Source organism: Kitasatospora sp. NPDC086009 (assembly GCF_044540385.1).
In the GTDB taxonomy this organism is placed as follows: Bacteria; Actinomycetota; Actinomycetes; order Streptomycetales; family Streptomycetaceae; genus Kitasatospora.
Genome location: NZ_JBITSA010000004.1, coordinates 334,144 through 357,745 on the forward strand (window position 1 = coordinate 334,144; position 23,602 = coordinate 357,745).

The 23,602-nt window shown below is 73.5% G+C and carries 18 protein-coding genes; 12 read left to right on the plus strand and 6 right to left on the minus strand.

Annotated features, from left to right (window positions below; all coding sequences use genetic code 11):
• The 6 genes from ACIF6L_RS13395 to ACIF6L_RS13420 all read left to right on the plus strand — a co-directional run bounded on the left by ACIF6L_RS13395 (position 1) and on the right by ACIF6L_RS13420 (position 10,720).
• Positions 1 to 909 (plus strand): HAD family hydrolase, encoded by a 909-nt coding sequence (locus ACIF6L_RS13395; protein WP_396489096.1) that lies wholly within the window; start codon positions 1 to 3, stop codon positions 907 to 909.
• Positions 893 to 2,992, plus strand: coding sequence for a 4-alpha-glucanotransferase (gene malQ / locus ACIF6L_RS13400; RefSeq protein WP_396489094.1), 2,100 nt, complete (start codon positions 893 to 895; stop codon positions 2,990 to 2,992). The genes ACIF6L_RS13395 and malQ overlap by 17 nt, the downstream gene beginning before the upstream one ends.
• Before the next feature lie 185 nt (positions 2,993 to 3,177).
• Positions 3,178 to 4,104, plus strand: a complete 927-nt coding sequence (locus tag ACIF6L_RS13405) for an adenosine kinase (protein WP_396489092.1) — start codon at positions 3,178 to 3,180, stop codon at positions 4,102 to 4,104.
• Complete coding sequence (locus tag ACIF6L_RS13410) at positions 4,101 to 5,594, plus strand: GMC family oxidoreductase (protein WP_396489090.1); 1,494 nt, start codon at positions 4,101 to 4,103, stop codon at positions 5,592 to 5,594. The genes ACIF6L_RS13405 and ACIF6L_RS13410 overlap by 4 nt, the downstream gene beginning before the upstream one ends.
• The gene (locus ACIF6L_RS13415; protein ID WP_396489088.1) at positions 5,591 to 6,526 is read left to right on the plus strand and encodes an aldo/keto reductase family oxidoreductase; all 936 of its coding nucleotides are present in this window, start codon (positions 5,591 to 5,593) and stop codon (positions 6,524 to 6,526) included. The genes ACIF6L_RS13410 and ACIF6L_RS13415 overlap by 4 nt, the downstream gene beginning before the upstream one ends.
• 708 nt (positions 6,527 to 7,234) lie before the next feature.
• Entirely contained in the window at positions 7,235 to 10,720 is a 3,486-nt protein-coding gene (locus tag ACIF6L_RS13420) for a carbohydrate binding domain-containing protein (RefSeq protein WP_396489086.1), read from the plus strand.
• Between the two features lie 98 nt (positions 10,721 to 10,818).
• Here ACIF6L_RS13420 and ACIF6L_RS13425 read toward each other — a convergent pair whose 3' ends face one another.
• Positions 10,819 to 11,874, minus strand: a complete 1,056-nt coding sequence (locus ACIF6L_RS13425) for a substrate-binding domain-containing protein (protein WP_396489085.1) — start codon at positions 11,872 to 11,874, stop codon at positions 10,819 to 10,821.
• 721 nt (positions 11,875 to 12,595) lie between these two features.
• Positions 12,596 to 13,069, minus strand: coding sequence for a hemerythrin domain-containing protein (locus ACIF6L_RS13430; protein ID WP_329485275.1), 474 nt, complete (start codon positions 13,067 to 13,069; stop codon positions 12,596 to 12,598).
• Between the two features lie 186 nt (positions 13,070 to 13,255).
• Between ACIF6L_RS13430 and ACIF6L_RS13435 the strand changes: the two genes are divergently transcribed.
• From ACIF6L_RS13435 to ACIF6L_RS13455, 5 genes are all read left to right on the plus strand, one after another.
• The gene (locus tag ACIF6L_RS13435) at positions 13,256 to 14,149 is read left to right on the plus strand and encodes an SDR family oxidoreductase (protein ID WP_396489084.1); all 894 of its coding nucleotides are present in this window, start codon (positions 13,256 to 13,258) and stop codon (positions 14,147 to 14,149) included.
• A 302-nt stretch (positions 14,150 to 14,451) separates the two neighbouring features.
• A complete protein-coding gene (locus ACIF6L_RS13440; protein WP_396489082.1) occupies positions 14,452 to 14,808 on the plus strand; it encodes an STAS domain-containing protein in 357 nt (118 codons plus the stop codon).
• Positions 14,809 to 15,145: 337 nt separating this feature from the next.
• Positions 15,146 to 15,922 carry an RNA polymerase sigma factor gene (locus ACIF6L_RS13445; protein WP_396489080.1) on the plus strand — a complete coding sequence of 259 codons (777 nt, stop codon included), beginning with the start codon at positions 15,146 to 15,148 and terminating at the stop codon, positions 15,920 to 15,922.
• A 472-nt stretch (positions 15,923 to 16,394) separates the two neighbouring features.
• Complete coding sequence (locus ACIF6L_RS13450; RefSeq protein ID WP_396489078.1) at positions 16,395 to 17,171, plus strand: ATP-binding cassette domain-containing protein; 777 nt, start codon at positions 16,395 to 16,397, stop codon at positions 17,169 to 17,171.
• Positions 17,168 to 19,108, plus strand: coding sequence for a YhgE/Pip domain-containing protein (locus tag ACIF6L_RS13455; protein WP_396489076.1), 1,941 nt, complete (start codon positions 17,168 to 17,170; stop codon positions 19,106 to 19,108). The genes ACIF6L_RS13450 and ACIF6L_RS13455 overlap by 4 nt, the downstream gene beginning before the upstream one ends.
• 90 nt (positions 19,109 to 19,198) lie before the next feature.
• On the opposite strand, the gene ACIF6L_RS13460 is transcribed toward ACIF6L_RS13455, so the two are convergent.
• From ACIF6L_RS13460 to ACIF6L_RS13470, 3 genes are all read right to left on the minus strand, one after another.
• Positions 19,199 to 19,372 (minus strand): hypothetical protein, encoded by a 174-nt coding sequence (locus ACIF6L_RS13460; protein WP_359806689.1) that lies wholly within the window; start codon positions 19,370 to 19,372, stop codon positions 19,199 to 19,201.
• Positions 19,373 to 19,567: 195 nt separating this feature from the next.
• Entirely contained in the window at positions 19,568 to 20,788 is a 1,221-nt protein-coding gene (locus ACIF6L_RS13465) for a cytochrome P450 (RefSeq protein ID WP_396489073.1), read from the minus strand.
• Entirely contained in the window at positions 20,785 to 21,492 is a 708-nt protein-coding gene (locus ACIF6L_RS13470) for a tRNA-dependent cyclodipeptide synthase (RefSeq protein WP_396489071.1), read from the minus strand. The genes ACIF6L_RS13465 and ACIF6L_RS13470 overlap by 4 nt, the downstream gene beginning before the upstream one ends.
• A gap of 775 nt (positions 21,493 to 22,267) precedes the next feature.
• Between ACIF6L_RS13470 and ACIF6L_RS13475 the strand changes: the two genes are divergently transcribed.
• Positions 22,268 to 22,735 carry a MarR family transcriptional regulator gene (locus ACIF6L_RS13475; RefSeq protein ID WP_396489070.1) on the plus strand — a complete coding sequence of 156 codons (468 nt, stop codon included), beginning with the start codon at positions 22,268 to 22,270 and terminating at the stop codon, positions 22,733 to 22,735.
• Positions 22,736 to 22,994: 259 nt separating this feature from the next.
• On the opposite strand, the gene ACIF6L_RS13480 is transcribed toward ACIF6L_RS13475, so the two are convergent.
• Positions 22,995 to 23,588 (minus strand): TIGR03086 family metal-binding protein, encoded by a 594-nt coding sequence (locus ACIF6L_RS13480; protein ID WP_396489068.1) that lies wholly within the window; start codon positions 23,586 to 23,588, stop codon positions 22,995 to 22,997.
• Positions 23,589 to 23,602: the final 14 nt, after the last annotated feature.

Sequence of the window (23,602 nt, forward strand, 5' to 3'; positions counted from 1 at the left end):
ATGACCGCACCCACCCGCCGCCGTCCGCCGCCCTTCGGGGTGGTCGCCACCGACCTGGACGGGACCCTGCTGCGCGGCGACCTCAGCCTCTCCGCCCGGACGCGGGCCGCGCTCGCGCGGGCCGAGGCGTCCGGCGCCCTCCACCTGGTGGTCACCGGCCGGGCAGCGGCCGGCTGCCGGACCCTGCTGGAACGACTCGACTACCGGGGACTGGCGGTCTGCGGCCAGGGCGCCCAGCTCTACGACGTCGGCGCCGACCGGCTGCTGTCCTCGCAGGGCCTGCACGGTCCGACCGTGCGACCCCTGGTCGCGCGCATCGCCGAGCAGGCGGGGCCGCTGCGACTCGCGGTGGTGACCGCCGGCCTGACCGGGGACTTCCTGGTCACACCGGGGTTCGAGAGCCGCCTGCGGCACGGCTGGCGGCTGGCCGAGAGCCCGGACGACCTCTGGGCGCGGCCCGTGGACAAGGTGCTGATCCGGCACGACCACCTGGGCGACGACGAGCTCGCCGCGCTGGCCCGACGGGTCTGCGCGGACGAGGTCGCCGTCACCCACTCCGGCGAGGGGCTGGTGGAGCTGCTCCCCGCCGGAGTCAGCAAGGCGAGCGGACTGGCCGCCGCGGCCGCCCTGCTCGGCTTCACCCCCGCCGACACCATCGCGTTCGGCGACATGCCCAACGACATCCCGATGATCGAGTGGGCCGGATACGGAGTCGCCATGGGCAACGCCCACGCCGAACTCCGGCGCCGCGCGGACGAAACGGCCCCCAGCAACGAGGAGGACGGGGTCGCGGTGGTGCTCGAACGGTTCTTCCCGCCCGACGCCGGTCGATCCGCCGCCGACCGGCCCGCCGCCGCCCCATCCACCACCGACCGACGGGAGAGTCCGACCGATGTCGCCCACGCGTGAGCTGTCCGAACTGGCCGAACTGCACGGCGTCTCCACCCACTGGACCACCGACGTCGGCCGACGGATCGAGACCTCCCCGGACACGCTGCGGGCCGTGCTGGCCGCCCTGGGCGTCGACGCCGCCACCGGCGGCTCCGTCCGGGCGGCCCTCTCCGAGCGCCGGCGCGCCCTCGCCGAACGCCTGCTCCCGCCCAGCGTCGTGCTCCGCTCCGGACGCCCGCGCGCCGACCTGCGGACACCGCCCCGCACCGACCTGCTGGTCGAGACCGAGGACGGCCGGACCAGGCCCGTCCGCGACCTCGGCACGGACCTCGCCGAACTCCCGGTCGGCCGCCACACCCTCCACGCCGAGCGGGCCGGCCGGCGGGAGGCCGCCCCGCTGCTGGTCGCGCCCACCCGGCTGGCCGGTCCCGCCGGGCGCGGCTGGGGATTCCTGGCCCAGCTCTACTCGGTGCTCTCCGCGCGCTCCTGGGGCATGGGCGACCTCGGCGACCTGGCCGACCTGGGCCGCTGGGCCGGCGCCCTCGGCGCCGACTTCGTCCAGCTCAACCCGCTCCACGCGTACGTGCCCGGCCCGCTGCCCGACCCGTCCCCGTACCGGCCCAGCAGCCGGCGCTACCCCGACCCGATGAACCTGCGCATCGAGGCGGTACCCGAGTACGCGGCCCTGTCACCCGCCGACCGGGCCGCCGTCGAGGAGCTGGCCGCGAGCGGGGGCCGGCTGCGCGAGGCCGTCCTCACCGGCGCACTGATCGACCGGGCGGCCGTCCGCGACCTCAAGTTCCGCGCCCTGGAACTCCTCCACCGGGTACCGCTCGACGCGGCCCGGCAGGCCGCCTACCGGCGGTACACCGACACGGAGGGGCCGGGGCTGACCGACTTCGCGACCTGGTGCGCCCTCGCCGAGGTGCACGGCACCCGGTGGCGGTCCTGGCCCGCCGGGCTGCGCAGCCCCGACGGGCCCGACGTCGCCGGCGCCCGGCGCGAGCTGGCCGGCCGGATCGAGTTCCACCGCAGGGTCGCCTGGCTGGTCGACGAACAGCTCGGCGAGGCGCAGCGGGCCGCGACCGGGGCGGGCATGGCCATCGGGCTCATGCACGACCTGGCGGTCGGCGTCGATCCCGAGGGCGCGGACGCCTGGAGCCTGCGGCGCTACCTCGCCGAGGGCATGACGGTCGGCTGCCCGGCCGACGACTTCAACCCGCACGGCCAGGACTGGGGCCTGCCGCCCTGGCGGCCCGACACGCTCGCCGAGGCCGGGTACGCGCCGTTCGCCGAGGTGCTGCGCGGCACGCTGCACCGCTCCGGCGCACTGCGGCTGGACCACATCATGGGGCTGTTCCGGCTCTGGTGGGTCCCCGCCGGGGCGCGGGCCGCCGAGGGCGCCTACGTCCGGTACGACCACGAGGCGATGCTGGGTGTGCTCGCCCTGGAGGCGCACCGGGCCGGCAGCATGGTGATCGGCGAGGACCTGGGCACCGTCGAGCGCGGAGTCCGCGAGGAGCTGACGGACCGGGGGATCCTCGGTACGTCCGTGCTGCGCTTCGAGTACCTCGGGGGCTCGGAACAGCGCTCCGGTCCGCTCCCGCCCGAGGAGTGGCGCGACGGCTGCCTGGCCACCCTCACCACCCACGACCTGCCCAGCACCGCCGCCTGGCTGGACGGTGACCACGTCGGCCTGCACGAGAAGCTCGGCCTGCTCGCCGAACCGGTGGAGCAGGCCGCGGCCGCGGCGGCGGCCGAGAGCGCCGGCTGGCTCGCCGAGGCGGAGCGGGCCGGCGCACTCGGCGCACCCGGCCCGCGGACCGGGGAGGTGCCGGGCCCGGAGGTGCCGAGCCGGGAGGTGCTCGGCCTGCACCGGTTCCTCGCGCTCACCCCGGCGAAGCTGCTGGGCGTCTGGCTGCCCGACACGGTGGGGGACCGCCGCCCGCAGAACCTGCCCGGCACGGTCGACGAGTACCCCAACTGGCGGCTGCCCATAGCCGATCCGGCCGGCCGGCCGCTCACCCTGGAGGAGCTGGCCGCCCTGCCGGGCCCCCGTGCCGTCGCCGAGGTCTACCGGGACCTGCCGGCCGCCCCGTGACGTCCGGGGCGGCCCCGCGTTCGACCGGGTGACGGCTCACGCCGGAGCCGTCCGCGGGACCCTGCCCGTCCGCCGCACCGCCCCGCCGCACCGCCCCGCCGACCCGCCCGCCGGGGGAGCGGCCCACCACCGGGTGGGGGCCCACGGCCACCGCCACCCGGACCCTACGTCCGAGAGGAACACCCATGAGCACCGAGACAGACGTCCTCGTCCTGGGAGGCGCCGGTGTCGACACGATCGTGTACGTGCCCGAGCTGCCGCTCCCGTTCGCCGACAGCTACATGGTGCCCAGGATCGAGATGCGGGCAGGCCAGACCGGCGACTTCGTCGCCCTCGGCCTGAGCGCGCTGGGCCTGCGCACCCACCACCTCGACATGATCGGCGCCGACCACGCGGGCGACCTGATCCGGGCCCTGCACCGCGACCGGGGGATCCCGCTCACCGAGGTCCCGCTGCCGGGCGGCACCAAGCGCGCCGTCAACCTGGTCGGCCCCGACGGGCGGCGCCTGTCGCTCTACGACGACAGCCGCTCGCACGAGGCGGACCGGCTGCCCGAGGAGACCGTCCGGGCGCTGGCCGCGGCGAGCCGCCACGCGCACGTCTCGATCACCTATCCCTGCGCCTTCGCCCTGCCGCTGCTGCGCGAGGCCGGCCTGACCGTCTCCACCGACCTGCACAACTGGGACGGCACCAACCCCTACCACGAGCCGTTCGCCCACGAGGCCGACGTCGTGTTCGTGTCCACCACCGCCCTGGCGGACCCCGAGCGGACCATGCGGCAGATCGCCGAACGCGGCCGGGCCCGGGTGGTCGTCGCCACCGCCGGCGCCGAAGGCGCGTACCTGCTCGCCGACGGGGAGATCACCCACGTCCCGGTCGTCACCCCGCCCGCACCGGTGATCGACTCCAACGGCGCGGGCGACGCCTTCGCGTCGGGCTTCCTGCTCGGCTGGCTGTCCGGTGAGCCGGCGGCGCGCTGCGCCCGGTACGGCGCGATCGCCGGAGCCTTCGCCTGCACCGTGCCGGCGACCGGCACCGACTCCATCGGCCGGGACGCACTCCTCGCCCGCCTCGCCGAACTCGACGCCGCGGCAGCGGGAGCGGGCGCGTGACGGGCACACCGGCCGGCTACGACGTGATCGTCCTCGGCGGGGGAGTGGCCGGCTGCGTGCTGGCGGCCCGTCTGAGCGAGGACCCGGACCGCACCGTCTGCCTGGTCGAGGCCGGTCCCGACTTCGGCCCCGACCGGCAGGACTGGCCGGCGAAGGTGCTGAACGCCCGCGCCCTGCCGCGCGAGGAGGTGTGGGAGCGGCACGCCCCCGCGCACCGCATCCGCGCCCGCGTCCTCGGCGGCTCCTCCTGCATCAACGGCTGTTGGAACACCTGGGGATCCGAGGCCGACCACGCCGAGTGGGCCCGGACCGGCGGTCCGCGCTGGACGGCCGCGGCGCTGGAGCCGTACCGCCTCGCGGCGGTCGAACAGATGGGCCTGCGCCGGGTACCGGAGCGCGAGTTCTCACCGTGGAGCCGCGCCGCCCTGGCGGCGGCCGCGGAACTCGGCTTCCGGGAGGTGGACATGGGCACCCCGGGCGGGCCCGGCTACGGCACGCCCCTGCTCAACGCCTTCGACGGAGTGCGCCACAACGCCGCCTTCGCCTACCTGGACGCGGCACGCGCGAGGCCCAACCTGACCGTCCTCGCCGGAGCCGCCGTGGACCGGCTGGACATCGGGGACGGCCGGGTCCTCGGCGTCCGCGTCGACATCGGCGGCCGGCACGAGGCCCTCGTCGCCGACGCCTACCTGCTGGCCTGCGGCACCTTCGGCTCGCCCGCGGTGCTGATGCGCAGCGGGGTCGGCCCGGCGGACCACCTGCGGACGGTCGGCATCCGCCCCGAGATCGACCTCCCCGGGGTCGGATCGAACCTCACCGACCAGCCCGGCGTCTTCGTGCCGCTGGCCCCGACCGACGAGCTGAACGCGGCGCTCGCCGCGAAGGAGGCCGACGGCGACCTGTACGTCAGCCGGATGCTGGTCCGGGCGGCCGGCGAACTCTGCCCGGACGACTCCTGGGACCTCCACATCCTGCCCGTCGCCGGCCCGCCGCTGTTCGGCAAGCTCCCGCCGGGCCGGTACGAGGCGGGCATCTCCGCCTTCGTCATGAAACCGACCTCGCGCGGCACCGTGCGGCTGGCGTCCGCCGACCCCGCCACGGCCCCCGAGATCGACCCCGGCTTCCTCACCGACGAAGGCGGCCACGACCTCGCCGTCCTGCGCTCGGGCCTGGAGATCGTCGAGCGGATGGCCGCGACGGCGGCCCTGAAGCCACTGGCCGGTCCGGTCCGGGGCCACCCCGCCCGGGACCTGTCCGACCAGGACCTGCGCGGTCGGCTCGGCACCTACTGGCACCCCGTCGGCACCTGCGCCATGGGAGCGCCGGACGACCCCCTGGCGGTGGTCGACGGCGAGGCCCGGGTACGCGGCGTGGCGAACCTGCGGATCGTCGACGCCTCCGTCCTGCCGACCGTCCCGGCGGCGAACACCCAGCTTCCGGTGCTCGCCGTCGCGGAGATGCTGGCGGACCTGATCGGGGGAGCGGCATGACCGGGGCCACCGCCGACCGCGTCCTGTACGGATGCATGGGCCTCGGCGGCAGCTGGGACGACAGCCCGTACACGGCGACGGACATCGACCACGCCGAGGCGGCGGTTGGCGCCGCGCTGGACGCCGGGATCACCGCCTTCGACCACGCCGACATCTACCGGTACGGCAAGTCCGAGGCGGTCTTCGGCGAGGTGCTCGCCCGCACCCCCGGCCTGCGGGAGCGCATCACCCTGCAGACCAAGTGCGGTATCAGGCTCCCCGAAGGCGGGCGGCCGGGCCACTACGACCTGCGGGGGCCGAGCATCCTCCGCCGGGTGGAGGAGAGCCTGACCCGGCTGCGCACCGACAGCCTCGACGTGCTGCTGCTGCACCGGCCCGACCCGCTGGCCGGCCCGGAGGAGATCGCCGAGGCCCTCGGCTCGCTCCACCGGCAGGGCCTGGTACGGCGGTTCGGCGTGTCCAACATGAGCGCCGCGCAGATCGCCCGGCTCCAGTCGGTGCTCGACGTGCCCCTGGTCGTCAACCAGCTGGAGATGAGCCTGGACCGCCGGGACTGGGTCGAGGCCGGCGTCCTGGTCAACACCTCCGCCGCCGCCTCGAACGGCTTCCCGCACGGGACGGTCGAGTACTGCGCCGCCCACGGGATCCGGCTCCAGGCCTGGGGCGCCCTGGCCCGGGGCCGCTTCACCGGCAGCGAGCCGACGCCGGCCGCTGAACTCGTCGGCAGGCTCGCCGAGCGCAGGGGGACGACGCCGGAGACGATCGTGCTGTGGTGGCTCCAGCGCCACCCGGCCGGCATCGCGCCGGTCATCGGCACCGCCCGCCCCGAACGCATCGCGGCCTGCCGCGACGCCGTGCTGCGCGAGCCGGAGCTGAGCCACGAGGAGTGGTACGAGCTGTGGATCGCCGCCCGCGGCGCCCCGCTGCCCTGATCCGGCGCCGGTCCGGTCCCGCGCGGCCCTGACACCGCGCGGCCTGACACCGCAGGGCGGAACGAACCCCCCGGGACTCGAGTCCCGGGGGGTTCGTCACGACGGTCGGCGGTGGGGCGCCACCCGGCTGGAGGCTCCGCGGCCGGGGGCCGCCCGCAGGCCGTGGGGATCCCGTCAGGAGTTCCGGCGGGCCGGCCGTCGGACGGACGCGGGGGTGGGCGTCCGGCTGGACGGCGGTGCGGGGCGCCCGGAGACTTTGGGGCGGGCGGTGGAGGATGCGAGACGTCCATCCCGCCCTGGGGCGGGATCGTCAAGGGCTCGTGCAAAGTCGTACATGAATGTGCTGCAAATCTTTTCAGCTCGGATCTCCCGACGGAGGGTCACCAGGCCGGCGGCAGAGCCCTGGTGGGCGTAGGCCGCTGCCGCGGGTGCGCCCGGGGATGTTCCGCATCGGCGCGCCACCCCGCGTGCGGCGTCCCGAACGGCTCCCCGGGCTCGGGTCGGCGTCGGGCGCGAAAGATCCGGCCGCGGAACGGAGGGATTTGTGACGCTATGCCGGTGTTCACAGGTGGCCGGGAAGCCTTTACAGCCCGGTCATGCGTCAGTAACCTCCTGGAAGCTTTTGCAGGTTCTTGCGCAAGTGGCCCCACCCACTCCCTGCCGCAAGGCAGTCCCCACCGCCTGCGGCCATGACCGAGGGACTCTCCCTTGACCGGACGAGCACGGCACCGGCGGCGCTCCACAGTCGCCGTCCTGACAGCGGCGGCGGCCCTGACCGCCGGTCTGCTGTCGACCGCTCCACTCGACACGGCCGCGACCGCGGCGACGACGGCCAGTACGGCCACCGGCAGCAACACCGCCACCGTCTTCTACTACACCAAGACCCACAACTGGTCGACGTACAACCTCCATTGGGCTCCGGACGGTGGTAGTTGGACCGCCACGCCGGGCACCGCCATGCAGGCGGCCTGCACCGACTGGGTGAAGAAGACCGTCGACCTGGGCAGCGCCAGCGGCCTGCAGGCGACGTTCAACAACGGCGCCGGCACCTGGGACAGCAACGGCGGCAGGAACTACGCCCTTGGCACCGGCACGGTGGTGGTCAAGGACGGCGTGATCGCCCACAGCGACCCGTGCGGCGCCGACAACGGCGGCGCCAGCGCCTCGCCCGGCCCGGCCCCGAGCCAGTCCCCGGCGGGCGCGAGCACGACGGTCTACTACTACACCAAGTCGCGCAACTGGTCGGCCTACGACCTGCATTACGCCCCCAACGGCGGCACCTGGACCACCGTGCCGGGCGTCGCGATGGAGGGGGCCTGTACGGACTGGGTGAAGAAGACCCTCGCCCTGGGCACCGCGAACGGACTGGCGGCCACCTTCAACAACGGTGCCGGCAGCTGGGACAGCAACGGCGGCAAGAACTACGCCCTCGGAACGGGCGTGGTCACGGTCAAGGACGGCGTGGTCGGCAGTGCCGAGCCGTGCGGCACCGACGGCAGCCCCGGTCCCAGCCCCAGCGCGAGTTCGAGCCCGAGTACCTCCCCCTCGCCGTCGACCTCCCCCTCGTCCTCGGCGACGCCGTCCTCCTCGGCGTCCCCGTCGCCGTCCGGCAGCAGCACCCCGCCGGCCGGGAACAGCGCCACGGTCTTCTACTCGACCGCGGCGGTGGGCTGGAGCACCGTCAACCTGCACTACGCCCCGACGGGCGGGGCGTGGACGGCGGTGCCCGGCGTCGGCATGGAACTGGCCTGCCCGGGCTGGTTCAAGCGCACCGTCCCGCTCGGCTCCGCGACCGGCATGGCGGCCACGTTCAACAACGGCCTCGGCACCTGGGACAACAACAACGGCAACAATTACGTCGTCCCGGCGGGCATCAGCACCGTGCAGAACAGCAAGGTCACGGCGAACACCGCCGACCCGTGCGCGGGCGTCAAGCCGGACACCACCGCGCCGAGCGTGCCGGGCTCGGTGAACGCCTCCGCCACCGACACGTCCATCGTGCTGACCTGGGAGCCGTCCACCGACGACACCCGGGTGACGGGCTACCAGATCACCCGCACCGGCGGCACCAAGGGCACCTCGGTGATCAACGCCGGCTCGACGGTCTACTCCGACACCGGCCTGGAGGCGCGCACCGTCTACACCTACACGGTGAAGGCCCTGGACGCCGCCGGGAACGTCTCGGCGGCCTCGGCCGCCGCGGTCGCCACCACCGGTGACGCCCCGCCGCCCGCCAAGGCCGGCGAGATGATCGGGACCGACCCGCGCAAGGACCCGATCTACTTCGTGCTGACCGCCCGGTTCTACGACGGCGACACGTCCAACGACCGGGGCGGCAACCAGAACGTCGCCTCCGGCAACGCGGCGAACAACGACCCGATGTTCCGCGGCGACTTCAAGGGCCTCGTCCAGAAGCTCGACTACGTCAAGGGCCTCGGCTTCTCCGCGATCTGGATCACCCCGGTCGTGCTGAACCGCTCCGACTACGACTACCACGGCTACCACGGCTACGACTTCTACAAGGTCGACCCGCGCCTGGAGTCCGCCGGGGCGTCCTACCAGGACCTGATCAACGCCGCCCACGCCAAGGGCGTAAAGATCTACCAGGACGTGGTCTACAACCACAGCTCCCGCTGGGGCGCCAAGGGCCTGTTCGTCCCGACCGTCTACGGCGTCCGGGACTCCCAGTGGTCCTGGTACTACGACGAGAAGGAGGACGGCTTCGAGTACGACGGCCTGACCATCGACCCGAAGACCGGCAAGTCGTACTACAACGGCGACCTCTGGTCCTCCACCCAGCCCGCCGGCCAGACCTGCGTCGGCTGGGGCACCCCGACGCAGTACAAGAGCCCCGGGGGCTACACCATCTACAACTGCCAGTGGCCGAACCCCACTTCGGGCATGTTCCCGTCCACGTACTACCACCAGTGCTGGATCGGCAACTGGGAGGGCGAGGACTCGCGCTCCTGCTGGCTGGCGGACGACCTCGCGGACTTCAACACCGAGAACGCCGAGGTCCAGAACTACCTGATCGGCGCGTACAACAAGTACATCGACATGGGCGTCGACGGCTTCCGCGTCGACACCGCCGTGCACGTCCCGCGGGTCACCTGGAACCGGCGCTTCCTGCCGGCCATCCAGCAGCGCGTCACGCAGGACTGGGGGCCGGCCAAGGCGCAGAACTTCTTCGTCTTCGGCGAGGTCGCCGCGTTCGTCAACGACAAGTGGAACCGCGGCTCGGTCAACCACTCCGCGCAGTTCTACACCTGGAAGGAGCGCAAGGACTACACCAGCAACGACGTGCAGGCCGCCCTCGACCAGTACACCTACGAGGAGCAGCTCGGCACCGGTAACCAGCCGACGTCCACCAACGCCTTCCTGGACGGCAACACCTACCGTGCGCCCGACCACTCGAAGTTCTCCGGCATGAACATCATCGACATGCGGATGCACATGAACTTCGGTGACGCGCACAACGCCTTCAACAACGGCAAGGACTCCGACGACTCCACCAACGACGCGACCTACAACGTGGTGTACGTCGACAGCCACGACTACGGACCCAACAAGTCCAGCGTCCGGTACACCGGCGGCACCGACGCCTGGGCCGAGGACATGGCCCTGATGTGGACCTTCCGCGGCATCCCGACCCTGTACTACGGCTCCGAGATCGAGTTCCAGGCCGGCAAGCAGATCGACTGCGGCCCGTCCTGCCCGCTCGCCACCACCGGCCGGGCCTACTACGGCGACCACGTCGAGGGCAGCGTCACCGCCTCCGACTTCTCGGTGGTGTCGAGTGCGAGCGGGGCGGTGGCCACCACGCTGCAGCAGCCGCTGGTCAAGCAGGTCCAGCGGCTCAACCAGATCCGCCGGGCGGTCCCCGCCCTGCAGATGGGCCAGTACTCCACCGAGGGTGTCAACGGCGGCGGCATGTCCTTCAAGCGCCGCTACACCGACGCCACCAGCGGGGTCGACTCCTTCGCCCTGGTCTCCGTCACCGACGGCGCCACCTTCACCGGCATCCCCAACGGCACCTACAAGGACGCCGTCTCCGGCGACGTCAAGGTCGTCGCCGACGGCACCATGGCGATCGCCGCCCCCGGGAAGGGCAACCTGCGGGTCTACGTCCTCGACCTGGGCGGCAAGAACGCCGCCCCGGGCAAGGTCGGCACCGACGGTCCCTACCTGAAGTAGGGGAGGGCCGAGGCAACGCTCCACCAGCTGTGGCCGCCGGGTCTCCCGGCGGCCACAGCCTGCTTCGCGGCCCGGGGGCGCCCGGTGGGGGAGCGACGTCAGTGGCAGGTGACGCCGCTGCTCTGCCAGGTGGTGGCGTTGACCATGGTGGTGGGGGCGAAGGCCTCGGCGGGCATGTCCTTGCCGTTCTTGAGCTTGTCGTACAGAGTCTGGACGGCCAGGGCGCCGACGTCCTTGCCGTTGATGAACAGGGCGGCCTTCATGCCGGTGGGCCTGCCGCCGGTCCAGTTCTTGCAGGCGAGGTAGGCGCCGAGGCCCACCCCGATGACCCGGTCGGGGCCGATGCCGGCGTTCTCCAGCGCGGTGACGCCGCCCTGGACGTTCTCGTCGTTGCAGCCCCAGACGACCCAGTTCTTCACCCCGGGGTTCGCGGTCACGGTCGCGGCGATCCTGTCCTGGGCGCCGGTCGGGGTGTTGTCGGTGGCGACGTCGATGTTCTGGACACCGGCGCTGGCGCCGGCGGCGAAGGCCTCCTTGGCCGCCTTGACGCGGTCGGTGCAGACGGTGACGTCCTGCTTCCAGGCGGAGATGGTGCGGGTCTCGGCCGGGTTCCAGCCGGCCTTCCTGAACTCCTCGGCGGCCCGCTTGCCGACCTCTCCGCCCATCTGGGCGCCGGAGAAGCCGATCCGGGGCACCAGGTTCTGCTTCGCGCAGGTGGACGGGTCGGGGCCGGTGGCGCAGATCTGGTCGTCGGAGGTGAGCAGCGCGACCTTGGCGTCCCGCGTGGCCTGGACCACCTGCGGGCCCACCGCCGGGTCGGGGACGACGACGATCAGGCCGTTGCTCTTCTGCGCGATGGCGGACCGGACTTCGCTGACGGTCCTGTTGGCGTCGCTGCCGAGGTTGACGATCCTGAGGTCGACGCCGAGCTCGGTCGCTTTGGCCTTGGCGCCCTCGGCCTCGCCGACGAAGTACTCCTGGTCGCCCTGCTTCTGGAGGTAGGTCATGGAGATCTTCCCGCTGACCGGAGCGATCGGGGCGTCCGCCCCCGAGGCCGAGGTGGACTCCTGGCCGGTGGAACAGGCACTGCTCAGACCGAAGGTGAGCAGGAGGCCGGTGGCGGCCACGGCTCGGCGTTGGGGCGTGGTGAACATGACGGCTCCAGTGGGGGACGCGCGACTCTGCGCGGAAGGAAGGGTGCGTCGCAGGCCGGTAGGGCGGCCGGGCTGCTGGTGGTGATCGGGAAGTCACGACGACCGGGGTAGGTGGCCGGACCCGAGGACCGGGGACGAGAGGTGCCCGGCGGAGGGGTGGGTGCCGGGCGCACACAGACGGAACCATGACAACAGAAGGAAACGGAATGCAACAGGTTCCGACGTGCAGTGACATGGAAGACCCTCATGCCGACGAGCGTCAAGAGATCGGACGTTAAAGAGATCGCTTTGACGTTCCGTCACGGTCTGTCGGGGGATGCTTCCGGGGGGCCTGGCGGGGGTGGCCCGACCGAGCCGTAGGATCCCCCGCGCGCACCGGCACGATTCCCCCGAGTGCCGCCCCACCAGCGGAAAGCCGACAGCCCGGTGGGCCCTTGACCGGCGGCCCACCGGGCTGCTGCTCTGCTCCTCTGCTCACCGGGAGGCCCGGCGCCGGCGAGCACAACACGCCGGCGCCGGCGTCCTTCCAGACACGCTGCACCGCGGAGAGGCCCCGAGGACGGCCTCCACCGCGTCCCCCCGGATGCTCACGGGCGGATGTTCGGTTTCACCACACGATCCCCCGTGAACGAACGTGTCACCGCCACGCCCTGGCAGCCGAAGCAGCGGAACCTCTCACCGTCGACGGCGACGACACGCTCCCGTACATCTCGCGCGCCCGTCACGCGGTGGCGCTGGGCACCTTGAGGGGGTCGCGGGTGGCGGACTTCTTCGCCTCCTCCAGCTGTTCGCCGAGTTCGACCAGGCGGTTGCGGCCCATCGCCTTGCGGACCTCGGGGAACCACTCCTTCTCCTCCTCCTCGACATGGTGGCGGACGTTCTCCATCAGCACCGTCATCTTCGCGTCGAACCGCTCGTCCTCCGGGTCCATGCCGGCCAGCTCGGAGAGCATCCACACGACGACGTGGTGCTCCTCGACGCTCTCCAGCACGTGGTCCTTCGTGTCGGGCGCGGCCTCGCGGGCGGCCGGGTAGAAGACCTCCTCCTCGATGACGGCGTGGACCGTCAGCTCCTCGATCACCTGGTCGGCGATCCGGCGCTTCTCGGCGAAGGCCCGGTCGCCGGCCTTCTCGAAGGCCTTGAACAGGCTCTCGACGGTCTTGTGGTCTTCCTTCAGCAGCACGATCGCGTCCATGCGCGTTCCTTTCCGGGGTAGACGGCCCGTGGTCGGGCGCACGTGTACCCCGTGCGCCGCCGCGGACACCCGGGCGGCGCACGGACCACCCGCACGGCCCGTCCCACCGCGCGAACGGCCCCGCGCGGGGCCAGACTCGCCCCGAACCCGACGCACCCACTCCGAAGGAGCACCGGATCCGCCGTGATGAGCGACCAGCACACCCCTCAGGACCCCACCTCCCAGCAGCCGCAGCCGCCGTTCCCCGAGCAGTCCCAGCCCCACCCGGGCACCGGTGAGACCATGCGCCCCAGCCCCGACCACGGGGAGGACAGCTACCGCGGCGCCGACCGGCTGGCCGGCCGCGTCGCGCTGATCACCGGTGGCGACTCCGGCATCGGCCGCGCCGTCGCCCTCGCCTTCGCCCGCGAGGGCGCCGACGTCGCCTTCTGCCACCTCCCCGAGGAGGAGGCCGACGCGGCGGAGACGACCCGGCTGGTCGAGGACGCCGGGCGGCGCGCCCTCGCCGTCGCGGGCGACCTGCGCGACGAGGACTTCTGCGCCGAGCTGGTGGCCCGCTGCGTCGACGTGTTCGGCCGCCTCGACATCCTCGTCAATAACGCCGCCTACCAGATGTCCCAGCCCGACGGCCTCGCCGCGATCACCACCGACCAGTTCGACCGGGTGATGAGGACCAACCTGTACGGGATGTTCTGGATTACCCGGGCCGCCCTGCCCCACCTGCGCGAAGGCGCCTCGATCATCAACACCGCCTCCGTCCAGGCGTACAAGCCCAGCCCCCACCTTCTGGACTACGCCATGACCAAGGCCGCGATCGTCGCGTTCACCCAGGGCCTGGCCGGGCAGCTCGCGCCCGACGGCATCCGGGTGAACGCCGTCGCGCCGGGCCCGGTGTGGACGCCGCTGATCCCGGCGACGATGGACGAGGAGAAGGTCGCGCACTTCGGCGAGCAGTCCCCGCTCGGTCGCGCCGCCCAGCCCGCCGAGATGGCCCCCGCCTACGTCTTCCTCGCCTCCCAGGAGTCCTCGTACATCACCGCCGAGATCGTCAACGCCACCGGCGGCACGCCTCTGCCCTGACCAGCGGGGCCCCGGCCTCCGGACGCCCGGGCTCGCGGAGGCCCGGACGGCGGGCGGCCGCATCCGGTCGAGTCGGGCGGGTGTGTGGCAGCGTGCCCGCGCGTGGACGGCAGGCCCGCCGCGACGACCGGCGGCCCCGGCGGGGATCGCCCACCCCGGGGCCGACAGGCGCCACACACCCCGCCCTCGATCACTGACGAGACGGGGCGGTGGACAGAGGCTTCGCCGGATCACCAGCGGTCGGACCCCCTCTAGGATCGTCGTGTCCATTCGATGCGAGACAGCGGAAAGAGGGGGCCACCGTGAGCGATACCCCAGGGCGTGAGTTCGCGGCCGTCGTCCGGGAGACCGGTACCGGGCCTGTGATCGAGGTCTCGGGGGACCTGGACATCGACCAAGTCGACGTCCTGCATGCCGTGTTCAACCGGGTCCTGCTACGCACCCCGGCCCCGTCCGTGGTGCTCGTCGACCTGTCGGCGGTCCCGTTCTGCGATTCGAGCGGCCTCAACGAGCTGCTCCGGGCCCGCCTGCAAGCCGAGCAGCGCGGGACTCTCCTGGCTCTCGCCCGCCCCTCGCACCAGGTGGTCCGGCTGCTCGACGTCACCGGCACGGACCAGGTGTTCGAGGTGACCGAGGGGCCGCCGGCGCGCAGCGCCTGAGGAGGGTCGGGACGGAACAGGCGGCCTCGTCGCTGGGGACGGCGACCGGAGCGAGGGCTGACTCTCCCACGGTTCTGATCCGGAATCGCCGGGCGGCCGGCGGTGTCCGGAACTGTTGCCCTGAAACCCGTAGCACTGGTGTGCTGTGGCTCTTCCCGCCACACCGTCCCGTCGGCCGCAGCAGCAGACCGCCGTCGATGCCCTTCATCCGGCCACCACTTCCCGTTCCCGGCCCGTCCGGCCGTCCCGTCGGTCAGGCCCGCGAACTCCCCGCCGTGAGAAGGACAGAGTCGAGGGGAACACGTTGACCCTTCCTGCCAGCGCTTGTGAAACGGGATTGAGCGCACTGAGCGACGCCGAACTCTCGGCCGTACTCACCGACTCCACCGGGACCGGGGGATCCCGCGTCCGGGAGGTGATGGCCGAGGTGTTCACCCGCCACTACGGCGCCGTCCTCGCCTACGCCCGCGGCTACTGCCGTGACCCGCAGACCGCCCAGGACCTCGCCGCGGAGGCCTACGCCGGCACCTACTCGTCCGTCGCCCGTGGCCGCGGCCCCCGGCATGCCTGGCGCCCCTACCTGATGGCGGTCGTCCGCCGGACCGCGATGGAGAGCGCGCGGACCAGGGGCCGCGTCGTGCTGCCGGAGGACTTCGCCGAATGGGCCGAGCGCCTGGCGGACGAGGTGGAGACCGACGGCGCGCTGCTCGCGGCCGAGGAGACAGCCCTGGTCGCCAGGGCCTACGGGTCCCTACCCGAGCGCTGGCAGGTGCTGCTCTGGTGCTTCGTGGTGGAGGGTGAGCCGGCCGCCACCGTCGCCCAGCGGATGGGCATGACCCCGAGCGGCGTCCGCTCCCTCGCCGCCCGTGCCCGCGCGGGGCGTACCCGCGCGCGCACGTGGACGAGGACACCGCCCCCGGAGTACCGCTACCGCTGCCGCACCCCGCTGCCGACCGGCACGGCCCGCCGCCCGGGTCGGCGGCGGGCGCCGGCCTGCCATTCGGGGGAGTGCCCGCGCCGCGGGCGGGTGGCCGGGGACTTCCGCCGGGCCGACCGTCGCCCGGAGGGCGAGGCGCCGTGGCGTGCGGGGCCTGAGCCGGTGCGGTCCTGCTGAGCCGGAGTGACGCCTGAGCGGACCGCACCGCGCGGGCCCGTGGGCCGCTGGGCGGCGGCCCGGCGGCCCCCGGGCGCCGAGCAGCTTCGCGTACGCGATCGGGGCGTCCGCGTGCGGCAGAGCGGTGACCGTGACCCGACCCCCTCCCGACCCCCTCGGCCGCGTCGACCGGGCACGGCTGACCGCCGGCCGACAGCCTCGCGCTCGCCCCGCCGCCCATGGCGCTACGGGGAGGCCGATGTGCTCCGACTGCGAGGCCGCCCAACTCCGCTGTGCCGTGGGTAGCTTGTGCACGGCCCGGCAGTCCGCCCTCCCGCCGCCCGGCCGGAGGGGTGACCGCGGTCCGCGGACGCGGGAGTGTGACCGGTCTGACAGACATGGCGCGGCACGGACGGGTTACCCACTGGGAGTGGAGATTGCCGGCATGGACGTGGTCGCGCGCGGAGCGAGCGTGCGAGGGCCCCGGGGAGCGGTGTTCGAGAATCTGGACCTGGGGGTGGAACCCGGCGGGCTGCTGGTGCTCCACGGGCCGGGCGGCTCGGGCCGGACGACGGCGTTGCTCGCGCTCGCGGGGCGGATGCGGCTGGACGGCGGAGCGGTTCGGGTGGGCGGGCACGTCCTGCCCCGCGACGGCCGTCGTGTCAGGGACCTGGTGGCGGTGGCCCGTGCGGAGCCCGCCCTCGGCCTGGACCCGGATCTGCGGGTGCGGGAGCTGGTGGACGAGCGCCGCTGGTTGAGCCGCCGGCTGAGCAGAGCACAGCTCGGGGAGGCGTTCTCGGTCCTCGGCGTCGACGTGGACCACCGGACGCTGGTCCGGGACCTGCCGCCGGTGGAGGCACTGGGCGTGGCCCTCGCGCTCGCTCTGGCCACGCGCCCCGCCGTGATCGTCGCGGACGACGTGGACCGCGGGTGCCCGGCGGACGAGCGCGTCCGGGCCTGGCAGCTCGTGGGGCGGGTCTGCCGGGTGGGCTGCACGGTCGTGGCGGGCGCCCTCGACCCTCCCGCCTCCGGTGCCGGCCTCGGCCCGGCGCCGGTGCTGGTGGCCCTGCCCCGCCGCAGCCACCTGCCCGAGCGGCCGGCGCCGGCCGCCGAGGAGGACGGGGCAGGCGAGCCGGCCGAGCCAGACGGGGCGGACAGGGCAGCCGAGCCAGACGGGACAGACGCGTCGGCGCGGTCGTGGCGGTTGCTCGGGCGGCGGGAACCGGACGGCGGGCGCACCGGCGCGCGCCGGGGCGAGGAGGACGCATGACCGCGATCAGGCTGGCCGTGTTGGAGTTGCGCGGCTTCCGGGGCCCACTGAGGCGCTTCGTCCCGCTCGTGCTGTGCCTGGTTCCGCTGCTGTACGGCGCCATGTACCTGTGGGCGAACTGGGACCCCTACGGCAAGACGGGGCACATCCCCGTGGCGGTGGTCAACGAGGACCACCCGGCCGAGACCCGGCAGGGACAGCGGGTGGACGCGGGCGCCCAGGTGGTGACGGAGCTCAAGGCCTCACGGCAGTTCGACTGGGCGTTCGTCGACGAGGCCGCGGCCCGCGACGGCCTGGAGCGCGGGCGCTACGCGTTCACGATCCGGATCCCCGCCGACTTCAGCGCCGGCCTCGCCACCGGCCCCGACACCCAGCCCGAACAGGCCCGGATCCACATCCTGCTCAACGACGCGAACAACTACATCGCGGGCGTCATGACCGAGGTCGTCGAAGCGAAGCTGCAGGAGCAGGTCAACTCCGCCGCGCACGAGGCCTACGTCCGCGGCGTCTACGGTCGGCTCGCGGACATCGGCGGGAAGCTGGACACGGCGGCGCAGGCGGCCCAGGGGCTGGTGAACGCCACCACCGTGGCCCAGCAGGGGAGTTCAGCCGCCGCAGGCGCGAGCGCCACGCTGCGGTCCGGCTCCACCCAGCTCGCCGACGGCGCCCAGAAGCTGAGCCAGGCCACGACCCAGGTGCACGCGGCGGCGACCGCCCTCGGCGAGGCCGCGCCGCCGCTGGGCGCGGCCGCCGACGCCGTGGTGAGCGCGGCCACTCTCGTCACCCAGGGCGTGGACGCCGTCCACACCGCGACGTCGACGGTGAAGCAGGGAACCGCCAAGGCGGTGACCGATCTGGACCACCTGGCCGCGGCGCACCCGGGACTGGGCGACGACCCCCTGTTCCAGCGCCTCCAACAGGACGTGACGGCGGCCGACGCCGCGGCCGGGCAGATCGACGGTCACGCCGCCACCGCCGCCGGCAACGCCCACGCGGCGCTCCAGCAGGCCGTCGGTCTCCGGAGGACGGCCGCGGCCGTCCAGCAGTCGGCCCAGAACGCGCAGACCCCGCTGGCCCTGGTCGACTCCGGCGCCCGGAGCATCGCCGCCGGGACGGCCACCGTGTCCACGGGGCTGTCCGCCCTTCAGCAGGGATCCGTGGCGCTGCAGACCGCCGCCGACCAGGCCCACAACGGCGCCACGACCCTGGCCACCGTGATCGACGACGGGAAGAAGCAGGTGCCCGTCCTGGACTCGGCCCAACTGGAACACGCCGCCGAGGTGTTGGGGACACCCGTCGCCATCGACCGGTCGAACCTCCACCCGGCCGGCGTGTACGGCCGCGGACTGGCCCCGTTCTTCTTCGGCATCGCGCTGTGGGTGTTCGGCCTCTTCGCCTACCTCTTCCTGCGACCGGTCAACACCCGGGCGCTGGCCGCCCGTACCCGGGCCTCCACCGTCGCCGTGGCGGGCTGGCTCCCGGCCGCGGCGCTGGGCGTGCTCGGGGCCGTGATCCTCTACGGCGTCGTCAGCGCCGGTCTCGGGCTGCACGCCGCCGCCCCGTGGACGACCGTCCTGCTCCTCACGGTCGGCGCCGCCGCGTTCATCGCCATCGACCACTGCCTGCGGACGGCGTTCGGTACGGCGGGCGACGTCCTGTCACTGGTCCTGCTCATCCTGCAGCTCACCGCCTCCGGCGGCCTGTACCCGATGCAGACCACCCCGGCACCGTTCCAGGCGGTCCACCCCTTCCTGCCGATGACCTACCTGGTCGACGGGCTCCGGGTGACGATCAGCGGCGGCCCGTCCTCCCATGTCATCCGGGACATCGCCGTCCTGGCGGGTTTCGGTGTCCTGTTCCTGGTCCTCACCTCGCTGGCCCTGCGCCGTCGGCGCGTGTGGACGGTCGCCCGGCTCCACCCCGACCTGGACCTCTGACGGACGGACCCGACCGCGGCCCCGCCCGGGGGGCGCCGTGCGGCTCGCCCTCACGCCGAGGGCGGGCCGCCCGGCGCCGGGCCCTCGCCGTCAGCCGGTCGTGGGGATCCGGCCGACCACGGACCAGCCGGTCCAGCCTCCGCCGGCCGGGTCGGCGGCGTGAGCCATGACGCCGTCGGTGCGCAGGGCGAACACCTCGGCCGTCCTGGTGTCCGGGTTGTAGACCGTGGTGGGGGAGCCGCCGTACTTCCAGTCACCGGTCATGATCCAGGGCGTCCAGCCGGCGGCGCGGCTCCAGGCGGTGCGGCGATGTCGCGGACCTGGCCCGCGGCGGCGGAGGTGGTGCGGCCTATGGTGGCGGTGGTCCCGCGGGCGGGCGGGCCCGCGGGGAGGGTGGCCGGCTGACCGCGGTCACGCCGGGCCCGGACCGATGGTGGGCCGCGGAGGCGGCGGCCCCGCCTACCACATCACCGGGAGCCGTTCGGGAATCCGCTTCATGAAGCCCGTCCGCCAGACCAGTTGAGCGACGGGAACGGCGAGTTCGAGGTCCGGCAGCCGGTCGAGCAGGGTCTCCAGGGCGATCCGGGCGTGGACGCGTCCGAGCGCGGTGGCAGGGCAGTAGTGGGAACCGCCGCCGAAGGAGAGGTGGTCGGCGGCGTTGGCGCGGTCGAGGTCGAAGCGGTGCGGGTCGGGGAATTCCTCCGGGTCGAAGTTCGCGCCCTCGACCAGCACCAGGACCAACTCCCCCTGTTGGACGTCGACATCGCCGAGCCGCACGTCGGCGAGTGCGAGCCGGGGCAGGGCATCTCCGATGGAGAGGTTCACTCGCAGCAGTTCCTCCACGCCCGCGTCGAGCAGGTCGCGGCGGTCGCGCAACAGGTGCCAGGTGTCGCGGTGGGTGAGGAGGTGGACCAGGGCCATGGTGAGGAAGCCGGAGGTGGAGACGGTGCCGGCGCCGAACATGGTGACGCCGACGGTGGCCAGCATCTCGTCGGTCAGGTGCGCGTAGTCCGGGTCCTCGCGCAGGGCGGAGAGTTCGCCCACCAGGCCGGAGGTGGCGGGGTCGTCCAGCAGGACGGTCATGCGGGCGATGTCGCGATCCCAGTTGATCGCGGCGCCGGCGATCGGGCAGGCCGAGTTCATGAAGGCGATGTCCAGGCTGCGCAGGAACGCGCGGCCCTCGCTCTGCGGAATGCCGAGGATGCGGCAGTGCAGCCCCGCGGAGTACGGCTCGCAGAACGCGCCGCGCAGGTCGGCCGTGGGGCCGTCCTCGACGAGCCCGTCGACGAGCCGCTCGGCCTCCTGGCGCAGCCACCGCACCAGCCCCGGCGACTTCGGGTTCAGCGCCTTCAGCACCGCTCGGCGCAGTCCGGCGCCGGTGATGTTGCCCATGTTGTTGACGACCTCGGGCGGGATCGTCAGGGCGTACTGGCGTGGCACGCCCGGTGCCGAGGTGTCCTTCAGCGAGAACCGGTCGTCCGTCAGGACCTGCTTGCACAGCCGGTACGAGGACACCAGCCAGGCCTCGTCTCCGGCGATCGTGCGCACCCGCCGGACCGGGGTGGCCGCACGCAGCCGCGCCAGGTCGGCGGGGAGCCGGGTGCCGTCCCGGGAGAACGGGAAGTCGAGCAGGTCGGGGCTGGCGACGGCCGGGTGCCCGGTCGTGGTGGTCGTGCTCATGCGCGGGCTCCTCCGGCGGGGGTGACGATGGCGTGGCCCTGGTTGCGGGAGGCGCGCAGGCCGGCGCCCCGGGCGTACAGGAGTTCGGCGAGTGGCAGGAGTTGGTGGTAGCAGTTGAGCGAGGACGGCACGCCGATGATCGCGGGGCTGTCGAGGAACAGCGGCGCCTCGGCGCACACGTACTCCAGGCACACGGCGCGCTGCCGTTCGGTGGGTTCCTGCCCCCGTGCGGTCAGGAACCGGCTCACCAGGTCGTCGCAGGCCCGGCGCAGGTCGGCGTCCGTTTCGAGGCGGCGCGTCAGCTGCCGGTGGATCTCCTGGTAGGCGGTGTTGGGGCGGAAGTCGGACATGGGCCGCCAGTGCAGCCGCGTCTGTCCCGGATCCGCCGTCGTCACGGCGTCGCGGACCTTCGCCCGAACGCTCCGCAGGTTCTTCGCCGCCTTTCTGCGGGCGTCGTCGGGGCCGTACCCGCACGCCTCGTACATCTCGGCCACGTGCAGGTCGGTGTAGACGAAGTCGACCCGGCCGTAATGGTCCAGGCCCCAGGCGGCGAGGTCGTGCAGGCGCTGGGCGGAGAAGTAGCTGTTGCCGGGCGAGACGCCGATGACGGCGTGCGCGCCCTCGTCGTGGATGACCTCGCAGTGGCGCGTGTAGGGCTTGACCCGGAACACGTCGGCGGCCTTCACCGGGGGTGCTGTGATCACACGCGTAGTCCTCCACCGCGCGCTGCTGCCGACCGGGCCCCGTGCCCCTCGGTGTGACGCCGCGGCCCCGTCACTCTATCCGCAGCGCACGGGCACTGACAGTCACCGCCGGGCTTTGTCCGAAACGGTGGCCGGCGTCCGCACGCCGCGGACCCCGACCAGGGGCGGCCGGGACTCCCTCGCCCAGCGCCACGCGTCCGAGAACCGGCTGCGGGCCTTCGCGGCCGACGCCGGCCACGAGCCGCGGGCGCCGCCGGGGCCGGCCGGCGGGTGTCCGTCAGCTGTCGTCGGTGAGGTCCCGGGCGAGGAGCTGGGCCGTGAGTTCCATGCACCGCATCCGGGCTGGTGAGAAGTCGTAGGGCATCTTCGCGGCCGCCTCGAAGGCACTCATCCCGGTGTCCTCCTCGGCATGTGATTCGGCGACCGAGCGTGTCGCGCAGGAAGGTGAACTCCACCCGCCGGGCTTCCCTGGCCACCGCGAGGATGCCCAGGCGCACCCGTTGGTGCACGACGTCGTCGAGGCTGCTGGTGGGATGCTCGCTCATCCGGCTGACCGGCTCTGGAACCGCTGCCGCAGGGCGAGGACGGCACTGCCGAGCAGCAGCACGCCCCCCGAGAACAGGAGGTCCCAGCCCGGCGGCGTCGAGAGTGGTTCTGTCCGACCGGCTCGGGCGGCTTGCCTTCAACCGGACTTGAGGTTCTACGGTCTTCGTATGACCCGCCCGGCAGGTGCCGGGCCCGCGGATTCCACCTGAGCACCACGAGGGGACACCCCATGACGACCCAGCAGATGTCCGATGTCGAGCTCGCCGGCCAGCCCGCCGCGTACTGGACCGGTGTCGCCTACGAGTCGCTCATCGCGTTCACCCGGGCCCGGCAGGCCGAGAAGGGCTACACGCAGCCGCAGTTCTGGCTGCTGCGCAATCTGTCGGTGAACGACATCTCGCCCGACGGCGCGGGCATGACGCTGTCCGAGCTCCGGGAGGCGATGGCCTCGTACCTCCGGCCCGAGGACGATCTGGCGGCGGAGGCCGCGGTACTCCTGGAGCGCGGCTGGCTGAGCCGGGACACCGGGGACCGGCTCCGGCTCACCGAGGAGGGGGAGCGGGCCCGCCTGGACCTGGCGCGCAACGCCCCCGCGATCCGCGCCGCGCTCCACGAAGGCATCGACGACGCGGACTACGTCACCGCCGTGAAGGTGCTCCGGCGACTGATCCGCAACGCGGGCGGGCGGCTCGCCTAGCGGCTCCTGGCCCGGGCGCCCGGCCCGGGCCAGGGGCGCACCACGGGCCCGGGCCTCCGCCCCGCGGCTCAGCCGCGGGGCTCGGCTGCGGGTCTCAGCCGCGGTGGGAACACGACCTCCGGGCGGCGCCGTCCGGTCGGCTGCCAGTGGCTCACGCCGCTCGTGGCCGCGCGAGGGCCGCTGCGCCGCCGTCGGTTCGCCCGCCGTCGGTTCGCCCTCCATCGGTTCGACCGCCGTACCGGCGGCGGCGGTCGGGAACTCAGCCCGTGGAACGCTCCCAGCCCGGGTCGCGGCCGGAGGCGGCGAGGGCGCGGTCGAGGGACGAGGCGGTGGCGGCCACCGGCACCGCCTCGGCGAAGCCGCCGTACTGGCGGTAGATCTCGGCGTTCTCCTCGACCACCGTGAGAACCAGACGGGCCAGATCGTCGTCGACGTCCGCCTGCCGGCCGGTGGCCCGGGCGACGTCCCAGCCGTGGAGCACCATCTCCTTGACCACCATCCGGGCGACCGATGCCGCCGACACCGACATCCCGCCCAGATCGATCTCCCCCTCCCAGGCGGCCGGGTCCGACCAGGCCGCCACGGCACGGTCGAGCTGGTCCGCGTAGGCGAGCGCCCAATCGGGGTCGGCGGTGAAGTCGCGCGCCACCAGTTCCTCCGGCAGCGGCTCCCGGCGTGCCCGGCGTTCGAGGCCGTGGGAGGTGTACAGCACCCAGTGGTTGACCAGGGTCCTGGTGTCGAACGCGGTGCAGGGCGTCGGCCCGTCCAGGTGCTCCGGTCGGACACCGCGGGCGATGCGCGCGGCCTCCGCTGCGGCGCGGGACATGAGGGGGTGGAGTGCGTGACCGTTCATGTGCCGATCCTCGC